This window comes from Paenibacillus sp. 01T443, from assembly GCF_056398325.1.
In genome coordinates this window covers 119852-144007 of record NZ_JBFTPE010000011.1, presented here as the reverse complement: position 1 = coordinate 144007, position 24156 = coordinate 119852, and the positions used below count along the sequence as shown (strand labels likewise).

22 protein-coding genes are annotated in these 24156 nt (G+C 45.7%); 21 read left to right on the top strand and 1 reads right to left on the bottom strand.

Annotation, left to right across the window (positions count from 1 at the left end; translation table 11 throughout):
- Positions 1 to 19: 19 nt before the first annotated feature.
- The 5 genes from AC1DLI_RS21865 to AC1DLI_RS21845 all read left to right on the top strand — a co-directional run bounded on the left by AC1DLI_RS21865 (position 20) and on the right by AC1DLI_RS21845 (position 6781).
- Positions 20 to 328, top strand: coding sequence for a BppU family phage baseplate upper protein (locus AC1DLI_RS21865; protein WP_477606387.1), 309 nt, complete (start codon positions 20 to 22; stop codon positions 326 to 328).
- A gap of 12 nt (positions 329 to 340) precedes the next feature.
- The gene (locus AC1DLI_RS21860; RefSeq protein WP_477606385.1) at positions 341 to 3496 is read left to right on the top strand and encodes a chitobiase/beta-hexosaminidase C-terminal domain-containing protein; all 3156 of its coding nucleotides are present in this window, start codon (positions 341 to 343) and stop codon (positions 3494 to 3496) included.
- Between the two features lie 13 nt (positions 3497 to 3509).
- Positions 3510 to 5996 carry a glycoside hydrolase family protein gene (locus tag AC1DLI_RS21855; protein WP_477606383.1) on the top strand — a complete coding sequence of 829 codons (2487 nt, stop codon included), beginning with the start codon at positions 3510 to 3512 and terminating at the stop codon, positions 5994 to 5996.
- Positions 5997 to 6071: 75 nt separating this feature from the next.
- Entirely contained in the window at positions 6072 to 6362 is a 291-nt protein-coding gene (locus AC1DLI_RS21850) for a hypothetical protein (protein ID WP_477606381.1), read from the top strand.
- 98 nt (positions 6363 to 6460) lie between these two features.
- On the top strand, positions 6461 to 6781 hold the full coding sequence (locus tag AC1DLI_RS21845; protein ID WP_477606379.1) for an HNH endonuclease signature motif containing protein: 321 nt from the start codon (positions 6461 to 6463) through the stop codon (positions 6779 to 6781).
- 77 nt (positions 6782 to 6858) lie between these two features.
- Here AC1DLI_RS21845 and AC1DLI_RS21840 read toward each other — a convergent pair whose 3' ends face one another.
- Positions 6859 to 7941 carry a PIN domain-containing protein gene (locus tag AC1DLI_RS21840; RefSeq protein ID WP_477606377.1) on the bottom strand — a complete coding sequence of 361 codons (1083 nt, stop codon included), beginning with the start codon at positions 7939 to 7941 and terminating at the stop codon, positions 6859 to 6861.
- A 261-nt stretch (positions 7942 to 8202) separates the two neighbouring features.
- Here AC1DLI_RS21840 and AC1DLI_RS21835 point away from each other — a divergent pair, with 261 nt between their 5' ends.
- The 16 genes from AC1DLI_RS21835 (at position 8203) to AC1DLI_RS21760 (ending at position 24141) form a co-directional block, all read left to right on the top strand.
- The gene (locus tag AC1DLI_RS21835; RefSeq protein WP_477606578.1) at positions 8203 to 8526 is read left to right on the top strand and encodes a phage terminase small subunit P27 family; all 324 of its coding nucleotides are present in this window, start codon (positions 8203 to 8205) and stop codon (positions 8524 to 8526) included.
- Positions 8498 to 10282, top strand: coding sequence for a terminase large subunit (locus AC1DLI_RS21830; RefSeq protein ID WP_477606375.1), 1785 nt, complete (start codon positions 8498 to 8500; stop codon positions 10280 to 10282). Before AC1DLI_RS21835 ends, AC1DLI_RS21830 begins: the two co-directional genes overlap by 29 nt.
- 7 nt (positions 10283 to 10289) lie before the next feature.
- Entirely contained in the window at positions 10290 to 11510 is a 1221-nt protein-coding gene (locus AC1DLI_RS21825; protein ID WP_477606373.1) for a phage portal protein, read from the top strand.
- Positions 11503 to 12246: a head maturation protease, ClpP-related gene (locus tag AC1DLI_RS21820; protein WP_477606371.1), complete on the top strand. Its 744-nt coding sequence runs from the start codon at positions 11503 to 11505 to the stop codon at positions 12244 to 12246. The genes AC1DLI_RS21825 and AC1DLI_RS21820 overlap by 8 nt, the downstream gene beginning before the upstream one ends.
- Positions 12247 to 13386, top strand: a complete 1140-nt coding sequence (locus AC1DLI_RS21815; protein WP_477606369.1) for a phage major capsid protein — start codon at positions 12247 to 12249, stop codon at positions 13384 to 13386. It abuts the gene before it with no gap.
- Positions 13283 to 13648: a fibronectin type III domain-containing protein gene (locus tag AC1DLI_RS21810; RefSeq protein WP_477606367.1), complete on the top strand. Its 366-nt coding sequence runs from the start codon at positions 13283 to 13285 to the stop codon at positions 13646 to 13648. Before AC1DLI_RS21815 ends, AC1DLI_RS21810 begins: the two co-directional genes overlap by 104 nt.
- Positions 13649 to 13659: 11 nt before the next feature.
- Positions 13660 to 13917, top strand: coding sequence for a head-tail connector protein (locus tag AC1DLI_RS21805; protein ID WP_477606365.1), 258 nt, complete (start codon positions 13660 to 13662; stop codon positions 13915 to 13917).
- A gap of 20 nt (positions 13918 to 13937) precedes the next feature.
- Positions 13938 to 14273 (top strand): hypothetical protein, encoded by a 336-nt coding sequence (locus AC1DLI_RS21800; RefSeq protein ID WP_477606363.1) that lies wholly within the window; start codon positions 13938 to 13940, stop codon positions 14271 to 14273.
- On the top strand, positions 14230 to 14556 hold the full coding sequence (locus AC1DLI_RS21795; RefSeq protein ID WP_477606361.1) for a phage head closure protein: 327 nt from the start codon (positions 14230 to 14232) through the stop codon (positions 14554 to 14556). Before AC1DLI_RS21800 ends, AC1DLI_RS21795 begins: the two co-directional genes overlap by 44 nt.
- A complete protein-coding gene (locus AC1DLI_RS21790; protein WP_477606359.1) occupies positions 14549 to 14938 on the top strand; it encodes an HK97-gp10 family putative phage morphogenesis protein in 390 nt (129 codons plus the stop codon). The genes AC1DLI_RS21795 and AC1DLI_RS21790 overlap by 8 nt, the downstream gene beginning before the upstream one ends.
- A complete protein-coding gene (gene gp17 / locus AC1DLI_RS21785; protein WP_477606357.1) occupies positions 14938 to 15300 on the top strand; it encodes a tail completion protein gp17 in 363 nt (120 codons plus the stop codon). Before AC1DLI_RS21790 ends, gp17 begins: the two co-directional genes overlap by 1 nt.
- 2 nt (positions 15301 to 15302) lie before the next feature.
- Complete coding sequence (locus AC1DLI_RS21780; protein ID WP_477606355.1) at positions 15303 to 16181, top strand: major tail protein; 879 nt, start codon at positions 15303 to 15305, stop codon at positions 16179 to 16181.
- A 73-nt stretch (positions 16182 to 16254) separates the two neighbouring features.
- A complete protein-coding gene (gene gpG / locus AC1DLI_RS21775) occupies positions 16255 to 16590 on the top strand; it encodes a phage tail assembly chaperone G (protein ID WP_477606353.1) in 336 nt (111 codons plus the stop codon).
- Between the two features lie 199 nt (positions 16591 to 16789).
- Positions 16790 to 20659 (top strand): phage tail tape measure protein, encoded by a 3870-nt coding sequence (locus tag AC1DLI_RS21770; protein ID WP_477606351.1) that lies wholly within the window; start codon positions 16790 to 16792, stop codon positions 20657 to 20659.
- Positions 20660 to 20664: 5 nt separating this feature from the next.
- Positions 20665 to 20970 (top strand): hypothetical protein, encoded by a 306-nt coding sequence (locus AC1DLI_RS21765; protein ID WP_477606349.1) that lies wholly within the window; start codon positions 20665 to 20667, stop codon positions 20968 to 20970.
- A 57-nt stretch (positions 20971 to 21027) separates the two neighbouring features.
- Positions 21028 to 24141 carry a glycoside hydrolase family 78 protein gene (locus AC1DLI_RS21760; protein WP_477606347.1) on the top strand — a complete coding sequence of 1038 codons (3114 nt, stop codon included), beginning with the start codon at positions 21028 to 21030 and terminating at the stop codon, positions 24139 to 24141.
- Positions 24142 to 24156 lie beyond the last annotated feature (15 nt).

Below are 24156 nucleotides of genomic sequence, written 5' to 3'. Positions count from 1 at the left end.
AGAACAAGGAGGTCAAGTGATGGAGGTAGTTATGATAAAGCGCGGCGACACCCGGACCGCTCCTGATGCTGACCTTTTAACTCCTGCGGGGAACGCTGTTAATTTGCATGGCGCGACTGTGCGGTTTGTGATGATGAAAGGTTTAATGGCTCTGATCGATAAGGAAGCAACAATCGTCGATGAAGAAAATGGTCGGGTCGCTTATTACTTTGAAGATGGAGAAACGGATCTTACCGGCAGCATGCGGGCTTGGTTCATCGTTTCTTATCCAGATGCTAGAAGAGAAACGTTTCCTAACGAAGATTACATCATTATTAAATTCGAATAGTGGGGGTGCAAGATGTCTAGTCCTAATGATAAAGAAATGCTTAGAGATGCGCGCGGGGTTATCATACCGCAAGTGTGGAATCCGAACTATGAAAACGGCGACGGAGACATGGGGAATTACGAAGCGCTTGAGGGGGCTGACGGTGCCTATAATGCACAAGCAATTCAAACGGTTGTTGCTGGCTTCTTCACCGGATTAACGAGCATTACAAAAGTGCTCGATGAAGAAATGAATGGGATTTCCATTTTCAATAACGGAACGGATATGATGACCTTTACGGTGAACGATGAAACTCGGCCCGTTCTGCCGAAAGCTTCATACACCGCAATATTTAAAAAGACTTTCACAGAAATTATTATCGTGGCTACCGGTGAATATTTCATCGATCTGCTGCAACAGCTTGGAGCATCGATGCCGGTTGTTGTGGTTCCTCCGGTTGATACAACGGTGCCGAATGAGGTAACGAACCTGGCAGAGTCAAATGTTACTCAAACGAGCGTGACACTTTCCTGGAGTGCTTCAACATCTCAGGACGTTGCTTCTTATGAAGTTTGGCGCRCGGGCTCTCTGCTCGCAACGGTAACTGGAACGACCTATGATGCAACCGGAATGTCCGCAGCGACGCAATACACCTTCACGGTCAAGGCGAAGGACGCAACGGGCAATGTTTCGACCGGTGTGAGCAGAGTCGTCACAACTGCCGCGCAGCCTGCCGATACAACGCCACCGGCGAATGTAACTGGCTTAACGTCGAGCAATCCTACATCGTCCGGTGTTACATTGACCTGGCTCGCAAGCAGCTCCGGCGATATCAAAGATTACCGGATTTATAACGGATCGACGTTACTTGCTACGGTCACAGACTTGACGTATGGTGTGACTGGCCTTATGGCGAGCACAGCATATTCCCTTATCGTTAAAGCTCGCGATACGTCAAATAACGAAGCGAGCGGTGTCTCTGTAGATATTACGACTGTGGCGCCTTCCGATGTTACTGCTCCGATTATTACAGCTACACCAAATGGCGGTACATTCACATCAGCACAATCGGTGACGCTATCATCCAATGAATCGAATACAACGATTTTCTATACAACGAACGGAAGCACTCCGAATGTATCGAGCTCGACCTATTCGACTCCTATTCCCATTCCGGCAACGGGGGCTTTGAAGTTCTTCGGTAAAGACTTGGCTGGCAATGTGAGCGCGGTGCAAACAGTGAATTTCACTATTAACCTTCCGGATAGCACGGCTCCTGACCCTGTTACTGGATTAACTGCTGGCACTCCATCATCTAACGGTATTTCATTATCGTGGACCGCTTCGGGCTCTACGGATAAGGCGAAGCATGAAGTAGCTTTTTCAACAGATGGGACGAACTTCACGGTTGCAAGCGCAGCGGTCGCCGCTGGAGCTACATCTTACAGCATAACCGGACTGACACCTGGAACAGCTTATACATTGCGAGTAGTCGTGATTGACACGTCCGATAATCGCTCCACTACTGCAACAACAACGGCAACGACAGCGGCTCCGGATACGACGGCGCCCGGCGCGGTCACTTCCTTGGCAGCAGGAACAGCAACGGCATCGACGATCCCGCTTTCGTGGGTTCTTTCTCCTGCCGGGGATGTTGCGACGCAAGAGGTCGCCTATTCGATAGATGGAACAAATTTCACCATTGCGAGCGGAGCAGTTAATACTTCGTCATATTCTTATACAGTGACTGGCTTAACAGCAAGCACGAATTATACGCTTCGCGTTGTTGCGATCGATGGAGCTGGCAATCGTTCGACCGCTGCTACAATAACAGCATCAACGATCGCTGATGTTGCGGATGTTATTGCACCAACGGTTACTGCTTCGCCTGTTGCTGGAACGTATGGATCGGCGCAAAGCGTTACTTTAACGCCGAGTGAAACCGCAACAATACGATTTACTATCGATGGTTCATTACCAAATGGATCTAGTCCGATTTACAGCGAGGCTATTGCGATTTCTGTTCCAACCATTATCAAATATTTCGCGGAAGATGCTGCCGGCAACAAAAGTCCGATCTATCAAGACCGGTATATTGTCGGAACGGTAACAGATGCAGTTATTCCGACCTTAACAGCTACACCAGCAAATGGGACATACAACACTGATCAAGTGTTAACTGTAACGGCTAATGAGCCTGCAATTATTTACTATACGAGTCACGCTACAACGCCGCCAACGCCAACGGCCGCGAGTACGAAATATACAGGTCCTATAAACGTGAATGCATCACAATCATATAGTTTCATTGCAATTGATGCTTCTGGCAATCAATCTGCAGTGCTTAGTAAAACATTTACAATCGATAAATCAACACCAATAGCGCCGACGAACTTTGCGGCAACGACCAAGCGCGGGACTAGCATGGTGCTGTCTTGGACAGCTTCTGCCTCTCCTGATGCAAATGCATATTTGATTTATGATTCGAATGATTTCCTGCTTGGTACTGTGACGGGAACGACTTTTGAAGTGATTGGCCTTGTTGAGAATACAGAATACACATTCAAGCTAAAAGCAAGAGATGCGGCGCAAAACTTATCGACTGTGGTTACTGTCACTGATTCGACGATTACTTCTGCGTTTACTGCAACTGGTTACGTGAACGATGCCAGCCTTTTGCTTCTTACTGAGGGGCCGATAAACCTTGCTTCATTCTTTAATCCAAACAGGTTCTTTAATAGCAATGAGAAGTTCACACTGGTCTTTACTGTAAACACTCCAGTAAATACAGCGTTGCTTACTCGGTGGTTGTTTGGACAAGACGCGAATAGCAGAGTAAACCTAACAAAAGCTACATCTGGGCAACTGGCATTTAAGCTATACGGCATCAATACCTCCAATAGTTCTAGCGCGGTCCCAGCTGTTGACACCGGGGTTACGAACTACACAGACGCAGTTTTACATCATATAGTAATAGTGAGAAATAACCCGTTACTACAAATTTATGTGGATGATGTGAAGGTGGGTGAAGGCGTGAATCAAGCCGGAGATAACCTTTCGACTAACGCTTCTACGCTTCCAATGTACCTTGGTGCTGCTGGGAAAACCATCACCTTCAAGAATGTAGCGTATTATAACCGTGCACTTACGGCTTTAGAATTGACGCAGAACTACAACGCGCTTAAATAAAGGGGGTGTATATATGACCTGGAATCCAGGGGGCGACGGCGGTAAAACGAACGTCACCGATTCGGCAACAAACGGAAAGATCATAGTGGATGGTCAAGAGATGACAGTTTATGACGATACTGCGATGAAAGCTTCGATTGCTGAAAAAGCGCCATCAACCCATCGCCATACATTGTCACAAATCGATGATGTTGATGATTCGGCAAAGGTGAGCGGCAACGTCTTGACGTATGATTCAGCATCGGGAGAGGTCAAGCTTAAACCTCTTCCTGCTGGATCGGGTTCAGGAGCGACGAACCTCGATGGCTTGACTGATGTTGATGTTACAACAATTGCTCCAGCGGCGGGAGATGCTTTGGTTTTCGGTAATGGTCAATGGAAGCCTGGGAAGGTTGCCGGCGGCAGTGGTGTTCCGAGACAGGAAATTGCTTTTGAATTTGATATTCAAAACTTCACAGTATCTGATGAGCAGCCAATGCTTCACATTCCTGTTGAAGCGTACAATGCAGGCAGCCGATCGGTAGTGCATCCAAGCGTGCTTTATTTCGAGAGCAAGTGGAATGGCTATCATTACTGGATGGGGATTAACCCTTATGCCGGCATTAACTTCGAGAATCCTGCGATCTTTGTTTCGCATGACGGTCTTACTTGGTTTCCACCGCCTGGCCTTACTAATCCAATCGATGGCATACCGCCAGGCGGGGGCTATGGATCGGATATAAATTTATTCTTGGACAAGGACGGGAAAACATTACACGCATTGAACCGTCATTATTTCGATACTTTTAGAAAGTTGTATATTTATTCATCTACGAACGGCGTTAACTGGACCAGTCGCCAGGTAATCTTGGAAAGCTTGGATGCGAGCTTCGATTTCCTCTCTCCTTCGATATTGCTGGAGGAAGACGGAACATATACGATGTGGACCGTGGACCTTACTCGCCAGATCGGGCCATTAGCAATCAAAGACGAGATTGATATCTATAAGGCGACAGACGCGAGAGGTCCTTGGACAAAGGTACGCACTGTGTTCATGCCTAAACTGCTGCCTAATGAACGGATTTGGCATCTCGAGGTTCGAAAGATCGCGAGTTTTTATTACATGTTTTATCAAACATGCGATTTGGTGCAGTCCGGCGCAGCAGGGCAAACCTACTTTGCGCGTTCGCTTGACGGAAACACTTGGGACCCATGTACGACGGCTGTATCGTCATTGTTCGATACTTGGGGAGCTGCATCTTATAAATCTTCTTTTCTGCCATCGATTGACGGTGACGGAGTTAAATTCAAATTGTGGCATAACGTAACGGAAGGCGCGGGTAAGTTTTGGTTAGGATATTTGGAACTTAAAATCCAACCAAAGCGGAAGGCAGAATATAATGTTACAGGCAAGAAACTGATCTTCCAAGATACATTCGATGATCCTACGCTTGCGAAGTGGTCGCTTCAAACAGGTTCACCTCTGCTGGTTGTCGCTGATGGTGTTGCTTCTAATATCGGCGCGCCAGGTACGGGAAAGGTTTATAAGGTCCTGCCAGTAAACGACTACATAGTGAATATGACAGTCGAGGAAATCGCGCATGAGTCAAAGACATTCGGCACTATTTTTTATGTCAATTCCCAACCTGATAATGATTGGGAAGGGATGCAATTTGGGTACGAACGAAATAAACTTATTTGCATGATCCGCAAAAATGCCAATACGATTAACAAATTGTATATTCGGCAAGTGCTGCAAAAAGGTGATGTTATTACTTTTGAAGTCAGTTATACGAATAAATACATCAAAGTGTTTATAAACGGATATTTGAAATTCAATTATACGAACGCTGATGATGTGATGCTTCCGAGAAATACTCGAATAGGCTTCAATGCTGCGAGTACCGGATTCACTGGTCGGTTCGCGCTTCAGGATATAAGCGTATATGCCATTGATTACAAGGAGCCGGCGACTATAGCGGTCGAATCTCAAATGAAGCTACTTGCGAGTAAAGGCGACGATTACAAAGGTGATAATTTTAAAAGGGCAAATGGTGCTGTTGGCACTATGCTCGACGGCACAGCCTGGACCGTCGCAGTCGGGACCTATGCCATTGAAAGTAACAAGCTGAAATCGTCCTCTACTCCACCAGGCGCTATTTTCGCTGATACTGGCTGGCTAGACTGCAGCGCTGAAATCTCGACGAATGTGAACGGCGGCGTGGTGATGCGGTATGTGGATGTAAATAATTATCTGCATGTAGATTACTCGGCCAATACGGTCCGCGTTCGCAAAACGGTCGCCGGCGTAGTGACTACATTAGCGACGTTCCCTTTCCCGGCAACAGGTCTGAAGGTAGTCGGTGCGACTGTTGCAGTTGGCCGCTTAAAGGCTTATTTGAACGGTCGAGTGGTGTACGATGAAGCCATTGCTGATTCTGTTTTCGCAACATCGACAAAGACGGGCGTTTATACAAACGGATCGGATTCGATAAATTACATCTTAGTTACGAAGGCATAACTCTTTTGTAACGAATTGTGAAAAAGAATCTGAGGACTCGTATAATTGAATGCGAACGTGTGTTAGGTGTTTTTTGTGGCGAAAATGGTCAATCGAAAGTTTGACGCAAAAATGTACCATCGTTATAATGACCTTGTTCTTACTCTCAAGTTACAAAGTGCGTTAATTAATAACCGCTTTAGCGGTAAAATGCGAAGCGCAGCGTACCGCATGCTATTGATCTGCGTCGTATTAGATTATATAGAACAAGGTCGTTCCAAATGGAGCGGCTTTTTTTATTGCCTAAAAGGAGCTGCTGCTCATGGCAAAACCAAAGAGCACGCCAACCAGCAGGCCAGAAGTGCAGACGATCGATGTGGTGTTTAAGTGCGGTCATGAGGGCCAGCGACGCGTGATTGTTTATCCTCATATATCGGCACTTCGTATACGCTCAGCTGGATTCGAAATAATGTGAATTGCGGTGATTGCTATTGAAAATTACCAACCCATTCTACAAGAGTAAAGCCTGGTTAGAGTGCAGAGCGTTTGTTCTTAATCGGGATGCTTACCTTTGTCAGCCGTGCTTGCAAGATGAGGAGCTCAAGAGAGCTAATACTGTCCATCATATTAAATCGCTCGAAGAGTATCCTGAGCTTGCATTGGATCCCGAGAATCTTGAGAGTATCTGTCCCAGCTGCCACAACAAAGTGCATCCGGAGAAGGGCGGAGGGAAGAAGAAAGAGGTACTGAGAAAGAAGAGAAAGGCGATAATCACTGTATCGAAGGCTAACCGAGAGAGGTGGTAGCGGGTTTATTTTGAAATATGTATGAAGACAAGGGGTATATCTCCACCCCTTGTTTTGTGAACGAAACCAACATTGGCTTACTCTTCGTCATAATTATTGCGGAGATTGATATTTGCATTTTTTTCGACAAGGGTTTTTTCAAACTGTAGATGGTGGATTTCTTCTTTGTCCTTATCATATGAAGTTGAAAATTGTATCTCTAGTTCTACATCTGAACCTCCTACGTGCATATAATGGTCGTCTTCTCGCTCTCTATAAGGATTATAGATGTATACCTCAACACCGACAGTAGCTGTAAAAGAACCTGAAATAATTATTTCATCATTTATGATTTCAATTTTATAGTCAGTTATATCATTTATAGTTAGTGCGTAGGGTTCGCAAAAAGCATCTTCTTCATTAGTGAGATTATTGCCATATATGTAGGCGTTAGCATGATCATATATATTATCAAAGTTGAGTTCAAGCAGCACGAGTATTTGATCATGTTCAATAGGGTTATCTTCTAACCATTGTACAAGTTCAACTGTTCTAATAAGTGGTTTTAATATTTCCTCATTTAAAAAGAGATCTTTACTAGTAGGATATACTTTAAATTTATCAGAGTCTTCCTTTAACTGAGGATGCACATCACCGTTTGAATCTAAGAAGTCATTTTTATTATTGGTGATAAAGAAGCAATATTCATGATTTTCATCCTCGGCTTTTTTTGTATAAGTTAGCCATGTTATAGCATCACGGAATTCTTGTTTACTATCGGTAAATGGTTTAATTCGATTAATTGAACGGCGAACAAGCTCAGGTAACAAAGCATTATCATAATCTACAACTTGAATCAATTTTTGTTCGATCAGATTATTAAAGAAAACATCAAATTGGCTTTCGAAGTCAGATGAAGAGACCTGTAATTTTTCTGTTGAAAGTTCTTCAGGGTAGTAGTCTCTTAGAGACTGAAGAGATTTTTCCAAATCACCCATTCTCTTATGAACATTTATAAGAAATTTATTTCGGGCTTCCTCAAATACAACCTTAGACAAAATAAGAGGTGTTCCGTATACATCTGCAAACTTCAATAATTGTCTATTGTAAGTTTTTTTAAAGAATGGATCGTTAAATAATACAGTTGTATCAAGGAATAGATTTATATCCGGGGTTGTCACTGTTCCACCATCCTAATGTAATGTGATTTTATAAATATGATAAATTTTAACTCGTGTTACCAATAAGTGTCAACGAACACAATGATCCCTAACATAAGATCAGTTTTTCTTTTAACGTTTTAGGAGGGACGCGGACTCATGGAAAGCCCCCCTCCCTCAAATTTTAAACTAGAAGTCTTTAAGGACCGGCGTGGTCCATCGTGCGCACCGCGGATAGATTTTAGATTAAGGGGGGTGCCCTAGGGAAAGGGGTGATGGATGATGGCGGTGCCCACTGCAAAGAAGATTCGTGAGTATTTGGGCGATAACTATCGCGAGTCGGACGAAGAAGTTATTCAACTTTACATTGAAACGAATAAATACTATCGCCGCCTGAAAAAAGAGGTCGAGAAAAAGCCGCTGATGCTAGAGCACACCAACAAAGCAGGGGCCACGAACACGATTAAGAACCCTCTAGCAATCGAGGTGACAAAGACGGTCCAAACGTTAAACAATCTTCTAAAGTCCCTAGGGCTCACACCGGCTCAACGCAAGAAAGCGGGAGTAGGTGGCGGAGATGACGATGACGATTTCGATTCATTCTAGTCCAACTGAAATCGAGAAATGGTATGCAAAATGGCGCAGTGAACAGATTGAAAAGCGTCATATACTAGATGATTTCTCACCAATACTGCTTACAACCTGGTATGCCGAGCGTGTTGTCAAAGGTGATATAGTTGCCAGCAAGAAAGTTGTTCAAGCCTGCTGGCGACATCTGAATGACCTCAAACGCCAGGGCACAGATGACTTTCCTTACATTTTCAACGAAGCAGCAGCTCATCGACCGATCACCTTTATCGAGAAGTTTTGTAAACCATCAAAGGGTGATTTTCAAAAACTTGTTTTGCAACCGTGGCAACACTTTACGATCGGTTCGCTTTACGGCTGGGTGCATAAAGATACTGGAGTCCGTCGCTTTCGCGAAGGGCTTATTTTTATTGCTCGGAAAAACGGAAAAACGACAAAGATCAGTGGACTGAGCCTATTCTCTTTATCAAAAGATAAGGAACAAGGGGCAAAGGTCTACGTACTGGCTAACACCAAGCAGCAGGCCGGTGAGTTATTTGGTGAGAGCCGGGCAATGGTACAGAAGTCACCGGCTCTAAGGAAACGCATCAGAGAGAATCAAAAGGGCATCTATTTCGACAAAGCCTTCAGCTCGATCGAAGCGCGGGCTTCTGATAGTCAGAAGTTAGATGGATTAAATACGCACCTTGGCATTTTCGATGAGATCCATGAGTTTAAGGGATTCAAGCTCATCAACGTTATTAAGCGGTCGTGGTCGGCACGTAAGCAACCAATGGTCGTTTATATTACAACAGCCGGATATCAGCTCGACGGACCGCTGATGGAATACTACGACATTGCTGAAGATGTACTTGAAGGTGTTATTGAGCAAGAACGAAAGTTCTATTTCATGGCTGAGCTCGATGATGTGAAAGAAATCGAAAATCCGGCAATGTGGATCAAGGCGAATCCAAACATCGGAGTCACGCTCAACCTCCCTGAGTTGGTACAGGATTTTAATACAGACCGTCATGTTCCGCAAGAGTATAACGACTGGGTGACAAAGCAGTTCAACCTTTTCGTTAACAATAGCGAGCAGTCATTCTTGACGTTTGAGGTACTGAAGCGAAACACAGGAAACGTAGATTTCAATGAACTAGAAGGCAAAGGCTGTATTGGTGCATTCGACCTTTCTGATAGTGAAGACTTTACGTCGGCTTGCTTAGAGTTTCCGCTTGATGACGGCAGGGTAGCTGTATTATCGCATTCTTGGCTCCCTGAAACTAAGGTCCAACAAGACAACGAGAAAATACCCTATGAGGAATATAAGAAAGCTGGCTTGCTGACGACCATTCCGGGAGAATACGTGAAGAAAGAGTACATTTTCGACTGGTTTATCGAACAATCCGAGCGTTTCAGTATTGAAAAGATTATGTATGACCCTGCTAAGGCATATGGGCTTGTCGAATCGTTGAAGTTACATGGTTTCGAATGTGAGATTGTGAGGCAAGGTTACGTCACTCTTGGCCCGGCTGTGGATGATGTGAAGGAACGTTTCCTCGATGGAAAGGTCGTGTTCAACAATAACCGTTTGTTCCGATGGTATGTGAACAATGTCAAGATGGTAGAGGATCGAAACCGCAACAGACTACCTACGAAACAAGGCCGCTACCGAAAAATTGACGGTTTTGCGGCTTTTTTAAATGCTCACGTCGATATTATGAAACGATTGGACCTCCCGCAAGCAAGCGGCGATGTGGATTTCGTATCAGTCAAAGATCTGCTAAGGAGGTGATGAAAAATTGAATATTTGGCAGAGAACTAAAGCAGCTTGGAAAATGGTACGGAACAAATACGACGGAGTAACGAGCGGTGATTTTACGCGCTGGTTTCGTGGCGGACGTTCCGTCTTCCAATGGGGCTCAAGCGGGAAGTTAGCAAGCAATGAAACGATATTTGCAGCCCTTTCTCGGCTGTCGAACTCGATGGCGACGCTGCCGTTGAAGCTATATAAGGAATTCAGACCGTTTGAGACTGATGAAGGCGATAAGATTTCGAATGCTCCGAATAACAATATGACGAGCTTCGACTTTATCAGGATCCTTGAGACACATAGGAACGTTCATGGCAACGGCTACGCGCTGAAGATGTACAACCGCATGCATCAGCTCGACCAGTTGGTTGTGCTCGATCCAAGCCGCGTTGAACCGATCATTGAAGCTGATTCCGGCGAGCTATGGTATGAAGTCGAAGGTGATAAAGGGCGTTATTACGTTCATAATCTCGATATTATCCACGTTAAGCATATCCATACGTTCCAAAATGGTTATAAAGGAATCAGTCCGATTGACGTCCTGATTAACACAATAGACTTCGATCGAGAGGTTCGGCAGTTTAGCCTAAGTCAGATGGAAGGTGCTATTCATGCATCATTCATCCTGAAGTACGCTGCGCATATCAGCAAAGAGAAGAAAGCAGAAGTAATTGCTAACTTCAAGGACTTCTATAAAGACAATGGCGGCGTGCTGATCCAGGAATCGGGAATTGATATCGAGCCAATAACACGTAATTTCATCGATACAAAGGTGTTTGAGGTCGAAAAAATAACCCGATCACGCGTGGCGAGCGTCTTGAACATGCCTGTCAGCATGCTTGGTGAGACGGATGGCGCAAGTTATTCAAGCATGGAGCAAATGAGCCTTGAGTATGTAACCTACACGCTGCTTGCCATCGTTCGTCAATATGAACAGGAATTTAATAGAAAGCTGCTTACTACACAGGAGCGCCGCGCTGGACTTTATTACAAGTTCAATGTTGGTGCTCTTTTGCGTGGGGACACACAAACGCGCGGTGACTTTTACTTTAAGATGATTCGATCCGGCGGAATGACACCGAACGAAGCGCGCGCTTTTGAGGATCATCCACCTATGCCAGGCGGAGAAAAGTTGTATATTAGCGGTGATTTGTACCCTATAGAAACGCCAGTCGAGCAACGAAAGGGGGTGAGTACAAAAAATGAGTAATACGAAATTTTGGGAATTTAAAAACCAAACTGCTAATGAAGCCGACCTTTACCTTTACCTGGAGATAGCGTCATGGGGTGGCGGTTACTCCGCGCATTCCGCTAAGAGCTTTAAAGGGGAACTGGACGCGCTGGGCACGTTGTCAACGCTGAATGTTTTTATTAATTCTCCTGGCGGCGATGTTTTCGAGGGTGTGGCTATTTATAACATGCTGAAACGCAATAAAGCGCACGTAAATGTGCATATTGACGGCCTAGCTGCATCAATCGCTTCAGTTATTGCGATGGCGGGTGACACAATCATCATGCCAAGCAATGCAATGATGATGATCCATAACGCTTGGATGTTTACTGCCGGTAATGCGACGGACCTTCGCGAAGCTGCCGACATGCTCGAAAAGGTTGATACATCTATCCGGCAATCTTACATCGATAAAGCCGGCGATGCGCTCGATGAAAGCAATCTCATTGCTCTCATGGAAGCTGAAACCTGGTTGACCGCACAAGAAGCGTTTGATTTAGGCCTTGCTGACGTGGTTGGAGAATCGAAGCAGATCGCAGCTTTAGCAAACGACGGCATTTTAGCAAAATATCGCAATGTCCCTGAAGCCATAGCGCCAAAAGATGAGCCGGTTCAACCCGAAAATAAGGGGTTGACGGAGGAAAAACGGCTGGAAATCCTTACAAATGCAAGTCTGGAATTACAAAATCTAAAATCATACCTTGGGGGCGTTTAAATGAAAACACTATTCGATGTTAAAAATGATTTGATCACAATTGGTAAAGCTCTGGCTGCAGCTAAGCAAGACAAACTGGTTGAAGCTTCTAAGCCTGATGCTTTGATTGAAAACATCAAAGCACTGGAAACGAAAGAGCAAGGTTTGCAAGCTCGCTTCGAAATTTTGCAACGTGAGCATGACGAAATGGAAGCTGAGCAATTGAAAAACCTTCATAAGCAACCTTCTGCGATCACAATTGACCCTAAAGATGTTGTTAATTCAGCAAAAGCAGGTCTAGTTCGTGCGGTTATGGCTGGAAAAAGTGTTCCACAAGAGATTAAGGCAGCTCTTGGTGACAAAAACAGCACTGGCGGCGAGAAAATCCTTCCAAAAACAATGACAAACGAATTGTTGCATGAGCCGTTTGTTAAAAACCCATTGCGTAACGTTTCTACTGTGACGAACGTTGCGAACCTGGAAATTCCGAAAATCGGATTCACTCTCGATACGAACGATGATTTCATTGCTGATACTGCTACAGCTAAAGAGCTGAAAGCTGACGGCGATGTTGTAACGTTCGGCCGCTTCAAATTCAAGGTTTTTGTTCCGATTTCTGAAACGATCCTTTCTGCAACTGACACAAACTTGGTTCAAGTTGTTGAACAAGCGTTGCAAAGCGGCCTTGCAGCCAAAGAAAAGAAAGTCGCGTTCGCAACATCTCCGGCTACTGGCGAGGAATTGATGTCTTTCTATTCCACACAAAACGCTATCACTCAAGTTAACGGCCCTGATCTGTACAAAGCGATCAAAAACTCGATTGCTGCTCTGCATGAGGACTACCGCGAAAACGCGTCGATCATGATGAGATACTCGGATTACATGGAAATTATCGAGACGCTTGCAAACGGCAACGCTTCGCTTTACAGCGCGCAGCCTGAACAAGTTCTTGGTAAGCCTGTAGAATTCAGTGATTCTGCTGTTAAACCGATCATCGGTGATTTCCGTTACTCCCACATCAACTATGATCCGGAACAACTTTACGACCGCGATAAAGATGTTAAGACTGGCATCGAATTATTCGTACTTACATCTTGGCTTGACCACAAAATCAAGCTTAAATCGGCATTCCGGATCGCGAACGTTGTCGTTACACCCTAATGCGCCCCAAAATTTAGCGGTTACTGGAACAACAGCAACAACAGCGTCCCTTAGCTGGGGTGCTGTAACCGCTGATGGGGGCATTCAGGAATACCGTATTTACAGGAATGGAGTCCAAGTCGGAACGTCTGCAACAACAACCTTTACGAATACCGGACTAACGGCTTCGACAGCGTACCAATACAAGGTGTCCGCTGTATCTGTTAAAGGTGGYATCGAATCGGCGTTTAGCTCTCAAGTAACAGCTAATACGACCGCATAGGGGGGTTGTGAATGCTCGATTTAACGCTTGGAGAATTAAAGGAATATCTTCGTATTGATGGGAGCCAGGATGATTTTGTCTTGGCTCTTTTAATTGACGCAGCCAAAGAGTATATGACTGATGCCGGAGTGGTCGAATCTGACAAAGCTCGATATAAGCTGGCTATCATGCTGTACTGTACTCTCTATTACGAGAACCGCGATCCATCGATTAAGATCGACGGCTTCAATGCTTCGCTGGAAAGCATCATTATGCAGCTGAAAATATAGTTCTGTGAGGTGGTGAAATCTTGAAATCTTATGTTGTCATTAATGAATTCCTTGATAAATACGACAACCATAATTATTGCGCGGTCGGATCCGTCCACACTCCACACAACGAAGCGAGGGCAAAGCTGTTGCTTGATCTCGGCTTCCTAGGTGAAGAAGTGGAAGGCGAACGCGATGATGACCCTGTTGCCGACGAATCGGGTCTAATTACGCATCTAGGCGGTGTGTTCGAGCTCCCGAATGGTGTTCGAGTAAAGGGCAAGGCAAAAGCAATCAAAGCCATAGCGGAACTACAGGCGGGCGGTGGAGCTGATGAACCCGGCGAAGCTGGATCGAAGGATAACGTTTCAGAATAAAACCTCTGATACGGACGACGAAGGGATTGTATCTGAATCGTGGACTAATTACGTTACGGTTTGGGCTGCTCGCGAACCTCTAAAGGGACGGGAGTTCTTCGCTGCTGCCGCGGCGAATGCGGAGAATACGGTTCGATATAAAATCCGGTACCGCTCAGACGTCCACTCAAGCATGCGCTTGGTGGACGGCGGCCGGATATATTCGATCATTGCTCCACCGGAAGACGTTTATGGCGATCATATTCTGCATGTTATGACACAGGAAGTGCTTCTAAATGGCTAACAGACTAGACCTTAATGGAATAGATGGGTTACTGGCCGAGCTCCGCAGGCGCGGCGAGAATGCCGTTAAACGCGTTGAGAATAAGGCTCTGAAAGCAGCTGGTCAAGTGATGGCAGACGATATGATCATTCGTGCTCCAATCTCCGAATTAAATAAGATCCACATCAAGGATAATATTGGCGTAAGTGGCGTCAAAAGGGTAGATGGGAAGAAGTTTGTTTTAGTCGGCCCAAAGAAACGCGTCAAATGGCGCTCTCACTTTTCGGAGTTCGGAACTTCCAATCAGCAAGCGTCGCCTTTTATTGAACCGGCTTTCCACGCTAAAAAGCAGGAAGCCATGGAGATTATAACTGACGAACTGAGGAAGGGGCTGCGCTCTTGATGATAAATGCAAAAGAAATAATTAGAACGGCTCTGCTTAACAACGCGGAGCTGATTGCTCTGCTCGGTGGTGATCGGATTTATCAATTGGTCGCCAAACAAGCGGATGAATTCCCGCGAATCACTTTCTTTGAAATTGATAATGCCGATGCTGCTTTTGCCGACGATGAAGCTTATGCATCATCCATCAGCGTTCAAATTGATGTTTGGAGCAGAGCAAGCACTTTTGCAATTGCAAATGAAGTTGACAAAACGATGAAGGAATTAGGGTTTGCGCGCACAAGTGGACCTGATTTTTACGAGCAGGACACAAAGATTTATCACAAAGCCCTGCGTTATCGTGGGCAATTCGAGGGGGAATAGATGTGCCAAGAGTAGGATTAGATATGACGCATTATGCAATTATGACCGACGAGGTCTTGGAGGTCTACAGCGCACCACAACGCATTTGGGGTGCTATTAATGCAAGCATCTCTCCGGAAGTTAACAGCGAGACGCTGTATGCCGATGATCAAGCGGACACGGTTGCCACATCACTGGGCGCGGTAGAAGTTGAATTGAATGTTAAAGACTTGCCGAAATCGGTTCATGCGGCATTGCTCGGAGCTTCCATCGATTCAAATGGAGTTCTGGTTGATAACAAAAACGACAACGCACCTTATGTGGCGCTTGGTTTCCGCAGCAAGAAAGCAAACGGACAATACCGTTATGTATGGCTTTATAAAGGCAAATTCTCGCCGGCAGAGGAAGAGTTCGCTACGAAGGAAGATTCACCTACGTTCCAAACTCCGACGATCTCCGCTACGTTCCTGCCGCGTCAAACGGACGGACAATGGCGCGCTCGCGTTGATAGCGATGATGCTGATGTTCCAGCTGCCGTAATCACGAACTGGTTTAATGCTGTTTACACTTCCGCTGTGGACGTTGCTGCTCCTACAGTTACAATCGTGCCGGCTAACAACGCGACTGCTGTTGCTGTTGGTGCTAATATCGTTTGGACGTTCAACGAGGTTATTCGTCCGAGCGATGTTACTCAAGCGAACTTTATCGTTCAAAAAGCAGACGGTACCGCCCAAGTGGCAGGATCGCTTGTGCTTGATGCTACGATGAAAATCGTTACCTTCGATCCGACTGCGACCCTTACAGCTGCCACGCAATATATGGCAATCGCAACGGTCGGCGTAAGAGACAAAGCCGGAAATGCTCTTGTTGCTCCTAGCGTAACTAAATTTACAACAGCGTAGAAACAACAAAAACGGGGTAGCTAATCGCTGCCCTTTTTTTGTATTTTTAAAAAAAAACTCGGAGGTAATGAGAATGTTAGAACTTAAACTACAAGTGCCAACAGGTGAAGTGAATGAGGATGGCCCTGTTTTGGTAGAGAAAACTTATCGTCAGAACTTCGTCAGCGGTATGGCATTTAGAAAAACAGTAGCGATGAAAAAGACACTTTCCGAAGGCTCTCAGGACGATCATTTGGATTTAATGGTCGATTATATCGTTGATTTATTCGGCAAACAATTCACCCGAGATGAATATTACAACGGGATCGATGCGGAAAACGTAATCAACGCCGTTTCAGATTGCTTGAATAAGGTCGTCAAGAAAGCAACTCAAGCGGTTGGCTCTAAACCGGACCCAAACGGGAAATAGATCCTGAAGCGGACCCGCTCGACTTCGTGAGGGAATTATATTTAAGCCTAATGAAGAATGGGTCATCTCTGAAGGAAATCGATGAAATGGACATTATGTGGTATTTCGAAGTGATCGGCCATGCCGGAAAAGAAGGCAAAGAAAAAGCCGAGAAATTAACGCTTATTGATGAAATTGGCTTTTTGTAGGGGGTGAGGATTTGGCAGACGATATAGAAGTTGGCGATCTAGTCGCCAGGATTAGTTTTGATGATACTGGCTTGAATAGTTCAATGGCAGCAATCAACCGCTCGATGCAGCTCGTAAGAGCGGAATTTGACAGTGCTTCTTCGGCGCTCGGAGCATATTCTTCGGAAGAAGAACGGCTAGAAGCTCTGTCAACAAACCTTAACCGTCAGATTCAATTGCAGCAGCAGCGAGTAAATGTTTTGAACGCTGCCTTTCAGGAATCTGTGCGTGAAAAAGGCGAAGACGCTGCTGAAACGCAACGGCTCGCGATACAGCTGGCTCGAGCGCAAACCGAATATAACCAGTTAAATCAACGTCTATCAACAACGACAAATGAACTGGAAGAACAACGTACATCGGCAAACCAGGCCGAGAACGCTTGGGAACGTCTGCAGCGGACGCTTGATGCAACGAGTGGCGGCTTTAAAAAAGCCGAAGATGCAATGGATAATGTGGGGAGTAAGATGTCTGTTGGCATATCGGCACCGCTCGCTGCCCTTGGTGGGCTCGCTGTAAACGCCGCGACCGACTTTGATGGAGCGATGAGTTTAATATCAGCTCGGACCGGTTATGCACGGGATAACATCGAAGATTTGAAACCTGTTCTTGAAGGTTTATTTCGAGATGGCATCGCTGATTCTGCTCAGGATGCCGCTGCAGCTGTTTCGACTGCTTTTCAAGTTTTAGGGGAAGATTCGGCCGCGGGTGTGAATGAGACGGTACGTGCTGCGAAGGTTTTAGAAAGTGTTTTCGAAGCTGATTATAACGCTACGATCGCAACGGCAAGCGTACTGATGAAGAACTTCGGAATATCTAATATTGAAGCTTTTGATATTATGACGGTCGGGTTTCAGCAAGGTGGCGATTTCAGTGAAGAGCTTCTGGATACGCTTCGCGAATATGCGCCGCAATTCGATGCATTAGGATATACGGCGCAAGAGTTCGCAGATATCCTCATTAAAGGCGCCAAAGCAGGAGCTTTCAATTTGGATAAATTGGGCGATGTAGCAAAAGAAAGTTTCATTCGAATTGGTGACGGATCTAAGTCTTCGCGCGGGGCTCTCGGGGCGCTGGGGTTAGATTTCACTAAGATTGAACAAAACATCAATAGCGGGGGCGAAGCAGCAAACAGTGCCTTTGCTGCAGTCACAGCGGCGCTCGCTTCAGTGAAAGACCCAGCTGCAAGGGCGCAAAATTCAATTGCTCTATTTGGTACACCGCTGGAGGATTTGGGTCCGGAGTTCAGAACCTTCTTTACCGATATCCAAGGCGGTTTAACTGAATTTACGCGCTCCACTCAAAAGGCCGGTGAAGACTTTAACAATAATTTCGCGTCGAGGTTAAAGTCAACCTGGCAAACGTTCCAAGCTGATATGGAAGCGGTCGGGGTGATCCTGTTAAAGCTTGCAGATGAATGGCTGCCTAAGATCAGCGCAGCGATCGCGGACGCGGCGACCTGGTTCGATAGCCTAGGATCGGCCATGCAACAAACTGTGGTATTCGGTGGCATGTTCCTCGCGGCATTGGGGCCGTTGCTTGTCATTCTCGCTCCGGTCGTGAGCGCAATCGGCGGATTGGTGGCGTCATTCGGTGCAGCCGCGGGCGCGGGGGCAGCAGCCGGCACCGGAGCTGCTGGATTAGGTGCAGCCTTTGCTGCGATAACCGGACCGATCGGCATTGCCATTGCTGCGATTGCGGCGATCATCGCCGGCATCGTCATTCTATATAACAAGAATGAAGATTTCCGGAAATTCATCGATCGGACCTGGGATCAAATCAAAAAGAAATTTGTAGATACCTGGGAAGCGATTAAAGCATACATGCTTCCGATCATTAACGAAGTCATGACGTTTGTTCAGGAGCAGCTTGGAGAACTGAAGGCTGTATGGGATGAGCACGGGGCTGCAATTATGGCTGTGGTTAAGTCTACTTTCGGCATCATATTCGGTTATATAAAAATTCAAATGGCAGCCGTAGAAACGATCATTAGAGTGGTTTGGGCTGTAATTGAAGGCGTTATTCGCATTGCATGGGAAACAATCAAGCTCGTTATATCTACGGCTCTCGATGTCATCATTGGCGGTGTGCGAGTGTTTGCGAAGCTATTCCAAGGGGATTGGAAGGGCGCGTTCGATGCTGCTTTCGATACCATGAAGAAGATTTGGGGGAACGCCGAGAGGTGGTTTCACGGAATTAATCTATTGGAAATTGGTAAGAACATCATCGATGGTCTTCTAAAAGGCATTGATTCGATGGTTGGCGCGGTTGAGAAACAAGTCGAGAAGATTGCCAAGGTTATTCCTGAAGGCATTCGTGATTTCTTGGGCATCCATTCTCCTTCGAAGGTAACGACAGATCTCGGCTATTACACCGCTAAAGGATTGGCAAAAGGTATTGAGAGTGGCGAGAAGGATGTTGCCAAAGCAGCAGAGAAGGTCGCTAAGGCGTCATATGATGCGACAAAAGATTGGATCGACGAGCGCAAATATTACAACAAGATTACCTTGGAAGAGGAATTAAAGGTTTGGAACAGCGCAGCTACCAAGTACAAGGCTGGTTCAGAACAACGGAAATCTGTTGACCGCGAAATATTCCGCGTGAAGCAAGAACTGCTGAAGGCCGAAGAAGCCGCTCAAAAGAAAAGTTTCGACGCATCTAAAAAGTGGGTTGAAGACAAAAAAGAGTTCAATCAATTGTCTTTGATCCAGGAGCTCGCTGCCTGGGAGCGGGTCCAGGAAAGATATAAAGCCGGCACCAAAGAGCACGAGGACGCTGAAAGGAATATAATCAACGTCCGCAAAGAAATATACAATGCGCTTACTCAAGCCGGCGAAGAGTTTCTAACGAAGACTAAAGAAATTAACGCCAATGTTGAAGCCGAAGAACTCCGGCTCAATGAAGTTTACGCGCAAGCGGTGGATGAAAGAGCGAAGTCGATCTATTCATTCTCAGGGTTATTTGATGAAGTGACGAGGAAGGCTGACGTCGCTGGCTCGCAACTCATTTCAAATCTGGAGAATCAGATCAGCTATTTAGAAACATGGGCTGTTAACCTGCATGAACTGGCCGCGCGTGGCATTGATGAAGGCCTTGTGGAAGAACTTCGCTTAATGGGCCCGAACGCTTACGCGGAGATTTCTGCTTTAAACAGCATGACGGATTCGGAATTATTCACCTTTCAGTCGTTATGGAAAGAAAAAACGGAACTCGCTCGGTTTGCTGCGCTCGATCAAATGACCGGTTTGCGGACTGATACGGATGCTCAGATCGTACTGCTGAAAAAGGAAGCATCGAAGCAGCTCGATGGCTTGAAGAAAGTTTTCGAAGACAAGGTTCGCGAAATTAGAACCGGAACTGTCGGCGGGTTTAATATCATGACCGCTGAACTGCCGGATATCGGCAAACAGGCCATGCAGGGGCTTATTGATGGCATGGATGGTATGAAGAACGATGTAATGTCCAAGGCTCGCGAAATCGCCAATGCGGTCAGTAAAACGATTCAGAAGGCTTTAGATATCCATTCACCTTCCCGCGTAAAGATGGAACTCGGAGATTTCGCCGGCATGGGGTTAGCTGAAGGTTTAGAGAACTCATTGAAAAACATTCAACGTCAAGCTGTCGCAATGGCCGAGCTCGCTGTTCCTGTGATGAAAGGGTTACAAGTTCCGGATTTGAAAGGAATAGACTCTGCTTCGATATCTGCAGCTTCTGCTCCTAATATAATAAACAATTATGAATTCGCGCCTGGCTCGGTAATTATCCCGGCCGCGGATATCGCTCAAATGAAATCGATAAATGATTTTTTTGCAAGGTTCCAACAAACTGCGCGAGCGAGAGGGTGATATTTATGCAAGCAATAGCGACAATGTGGCAGGCTCAATTATCGGACGGTTCAAAGCTTCGTGGAGGTCAAACTAATTTTTTTGTCAGCGATGCAAACGTGAGCGCGGTCCCGCTCGATCAGGTTAAGGTGTTTACTATCTCGCATAATACCTACTCAGATACTTTATTTGTACCGACAGGCGTTTGGTATAAGAACGGGAAGCCTTGGACGATTAGACCTCCAATCGTTGAATATACCCTGCAGGATGGTTCTGTTTTAACAGTTGATTATACAGGTGAAATCCTGGAAGTATTACAAACCGAAGTCTAAAAAGAAGGCGCGACTCTCTGAAGGGTCGCGCTTTTTTATTGTTGGGGGGTGTGGCTTGTGTCTTCAGATGTTTTTGAGATCGAAAATCAACAACTGGATAATACAATAAATGAGCTTGCTGATGGAGAATACAAAGCCGATAACGGTTTTGCTTCCGCTGAGTTTTATCAATCAGGAAACCGCGTCGTTTTTATGTCCGAGGGGAGATCGTTCGCCTGGCAACCTTTAAACATGAAGTATGTTGATGAATCCGGTGTGGAAGACCTTTTGTATACGGTCGAGGATGCGCCATTGGAAGTGAAAGCGAACTATGCGCGTTATAACCGATCAATGCCGGATGTGGATGATTGGTTTATTGTTGAAAACAACCGCATTAAGCATCAAATATTGGTGCAGGGATTCCAGCGCGATCCTATGCCCTGGCTGTCTGGAAATATCGACTTTGTATTTGGTGGCCGGATGGAGTTCGATGATGATTTATCTGTTGTTGCGAATGGCTTAACTTTAACTGGTCCTTTCGAAACGGGAGGAAGCATTGAACTATTTGACGCCGCTGGGAATATGATTTTCTTTCTTCCACCGATTGTTGTTTTTGATTCGAAGATACCGGAGCGCGCTTCAACCGGTGGGAAGTACATTATAACGGCGAATGATAACGGAGTACTTGAATTCAATATCGCGGTTAATAATTTGTGGATCTCTGATGTGGAGCGTCATTATCCGATTGTTATTGACCCGACTGTTACCGTGACAACAGGTATAAACGAAGTTGTTCCTCAATCAACTGCCAGGCTAGCAAACGGATGGATTATCGCCAGTTTCCATACGGGAATTTATATGACTAGCGGGACAAATTACTTTTATAAATCGATGGACAATGGCGTCACCTGGTCGCAACTGTTCTTTATAACTCATCCTAATGATGGGTATTTTCACACTCCGCATGCTTCGATTTGGGCTGATGGAAATTATATTATTTTCGCAAAGTACATCGGCACTTCGTCTGATAGTGGCATGTGGTTTTATCGCATTGATTGTACAACCGTTTCTAATGTGGATCAAATCGCTAACCGTCGAAGTAATATAGCTTTAAGTGGACAAATCTTTTTGGTTGGCGCCGATTCGGGTAATCTGCGTCATACATCTATTCGTGTGTGCAAAACAGCTGACGGCGTTTATCACCTGTTTTATGCATCCCATTCAACTAGTCAGGCTATTATTGCTTATCATTCCAGCACTGACAGTGGTGCAACTTGGAGCGCGTACAAAACTGCGTATAACATTTCATCCTCAAATGTGGAAACCGAGGATTGGTGGGTAGACGCAAAAGGAAATAGCCCGATCTTGATCACTGTCAGTGTTTCGAAAGATAAGTTACTTATAACATCACCGTTGATCGCATCTAATATAAACTATGCCGGGGGAAATACGGGCTGGGGATTTAATATCGTGATTACTCCAACTGTTTTGCAAGCTGCAGGAGCGACCGGTGCGACTGCTGTCCGATCAGGTAGGTGTGTAATTGATAGCTCTGGAGTAATCCATTTGTTGATAAACGCACAATCTGGCGGTTTTTCTCTCCATATCCTTTACGGCAAATCAACAAACAATTTCAATGATGCGATATCACTTTCGCTATTTGATAGCGATGCCAGCTCGATGGGGATCGCTCTTCCGGTTGTTGACTACGCTGATAGAATATCGGTCTATTATAAAAAAACTAATCTTTACATGAAGCAGCTTCCATCCGGCGGGTCGTGGTCATCCGCGGTTCTGATTTTTTTCGGTTCGAGTGGTGCTTATGACGCGCCGACCTATGTAAACGATACGGTTTTATTGTTGTTTATTGATTCGGTTTCGACAAATACCTTAAAGGCATCATCGACTTATGTGAACCATCCACCGGAAGCACCGATAAACTTGGCGCGTACAAATTTTGATGCAACGCAAACCGCATTATGTTCGTGGTCTTTTGTTGATGTTAATCCCGGCGATGTACAAACGGCCTATCAAATCGAATTTTTGCGGGTATCGAATAGCGCTGTTACCGATACCGGCAAAATAACTTCTTATACATCAAGCCGAACGCTGTCTGCTAACTATCTAGTCAATGGGCAGCAATATCAATGGCGCGTGCGGACATGGGATGTATCTAATGAAGCCGGTCCTTGGAGCCAGTATGCTTCGTTTTATACGAGCGCGACGCCGGTTGCTACGATTACAACTCCAGCTACCGATGAAACAGTTATTATTTCCGCTGCGCTAACGGCTCAATGGACCGTTACGGACGCGGAAGGCGAAGGGCAGTCTGCTTATCAAGTTTGGCTGACAAACGTCGGAGACGAGGTCCTATGGACTAGCGGCGTTGTTTCGAGCGTTGTGGCAAGAAGCCGTTCGATTGATTTTCCACTTGCGAATAATTCCAATTACAAAATAAAAGTAACGGTTTGGGATGCGAAGAACATTCAGAGCCTGCAGAAATCGCGTTCATTCTCAACAAGCTATACGCCGCCTGCGGTGTCTTCCCTTTCAAAAACTGCTTGTCGAGGTTATGTTCAACTAAATATTACTAACCCTGCACCAACCGGAGGACAGCCAGCTGTGGCGTATAACGAAATACACCGTAGAGCGCAAGGCGATATAAACTTTATTCGCATTGCAACGAATCTGCTCTTAGGAGGTTCGTATGCGGATTATACCGTTGCTTCCGGCGTCGTTTACAATTATTTCGTGCGTACCCTGGCGAGCGATGGATCCTTCAGCCAAAGCAGCATAACTAGCTTTGGTATAACCCTTGATAGCGGTGTATGGTTGCATGATTTAGGCAATCCTGCCGGCACAATCCGAAAGTTTGCGCTTGATGGGAGAGGGCGGTCAGCATCCTGGAAGCCGGAGCTCGAGCTGATGAAGTTTGCCGGTCGAGCTATGCCGGTCGCTGAATTCGGTATTGGAGAAGAGGGGAGCGTTTCGGTTGATCTCGATTTGATGCGGAACGATGGAAGTATTGAAGTACTCCGCAATCTAGCCAGAAGCCGATCAACAATCTGTTACCGCGATGGACGTGGGAGAAAGGTTTTCGGTGTTATAACCGATTTACCTGAAACGGACGAACGTTATGGTTACTCGACTAAACTTAAAATAATTCAACTGGATTATACCGAGGAGGTTTAACTGGTAGCTAACCTA

Coding starts and splice junctions, on each gene's coding strand:
- AC1DLI_RS21865 (WP_477606387.1), top strand. CDS start 20: ATGGAGGTAGTTATGATAAAGCGCGGCGACACCCGGACCGCTCCTGAT.
- AC1DLI_RS21855 (WP_477606383.1), top strand. CDS start 3,510: ATGACCTGGAATCCAGGGGGCGACGGCGGTAAAACGAACGTCACCGAT.
- AC1DLI_RS21835 (WP_477606578.1), top strand. CDS start 8,203: ATGGCGGTGCCCACTGCAAAGAAGATTCGTGAGTATTTGGGCGATAAC.
- AC1DLI_RS21830 (WP_477606375.1), top strand. CDS start 8,498: ATGACGATGACGATTTCGATTCATTCTAGTCCAACTGAAATCGAGAAA.
- AC1DLI_RS21820 (WP_477606371.1), top strand. CDS start 11,503: ATGAGTAATACGAAATTTTGGGAATTTAAAAACCAAACTGCTAATGAA.
- AC1DLI_RS21815 (WP_477606369.1), top strand. CDS start 12,247: ATGAAAACACTATTCGATGTTAAAAATGATTTGATCACAATTGGTAAA.
- AC1DLI_RS21805 (WP_477606365.1), top strand. CDS start 13,660: ATGCTCGATTTAACGCTTGGAGAATTAAAGGAATATCTTCGTATTGAT.
- AC1DLI_RS21795 (WP_477606361.1), top strand. CDS start 14,230: ATGAACCCGGCGAAGCTGGATCGAAGGATAACGTTTCAGAATAAAACC.
- AC1DLI_RS21790 (WP_477606359.1), top strand. CDS start 14,549: ATGGCTAACAGACTAGACCTTAATGGAATAGATGGGTTACTGGCCGAG.
- gp17 (WP_477606357.1), top strand. CDS start 14,938: ATGATAAATGCAAAAGAAATAATTAGAACGGCTCTGCTTAACAACGCG.
- gpG (WP_477606353.1), top strand. CDS start 16,255: ATGTTAGAACTTAAACTACAAGTGCCAACAGGTGAAGTGAATGAGGAT.
- AC1DLI_RS21765 (WP_477606349.1), top strand. CDS start 20,665: ATGCAAGCAATAGCGACAATGTGGCAGGCTCAATTATCGGACGGTTCA.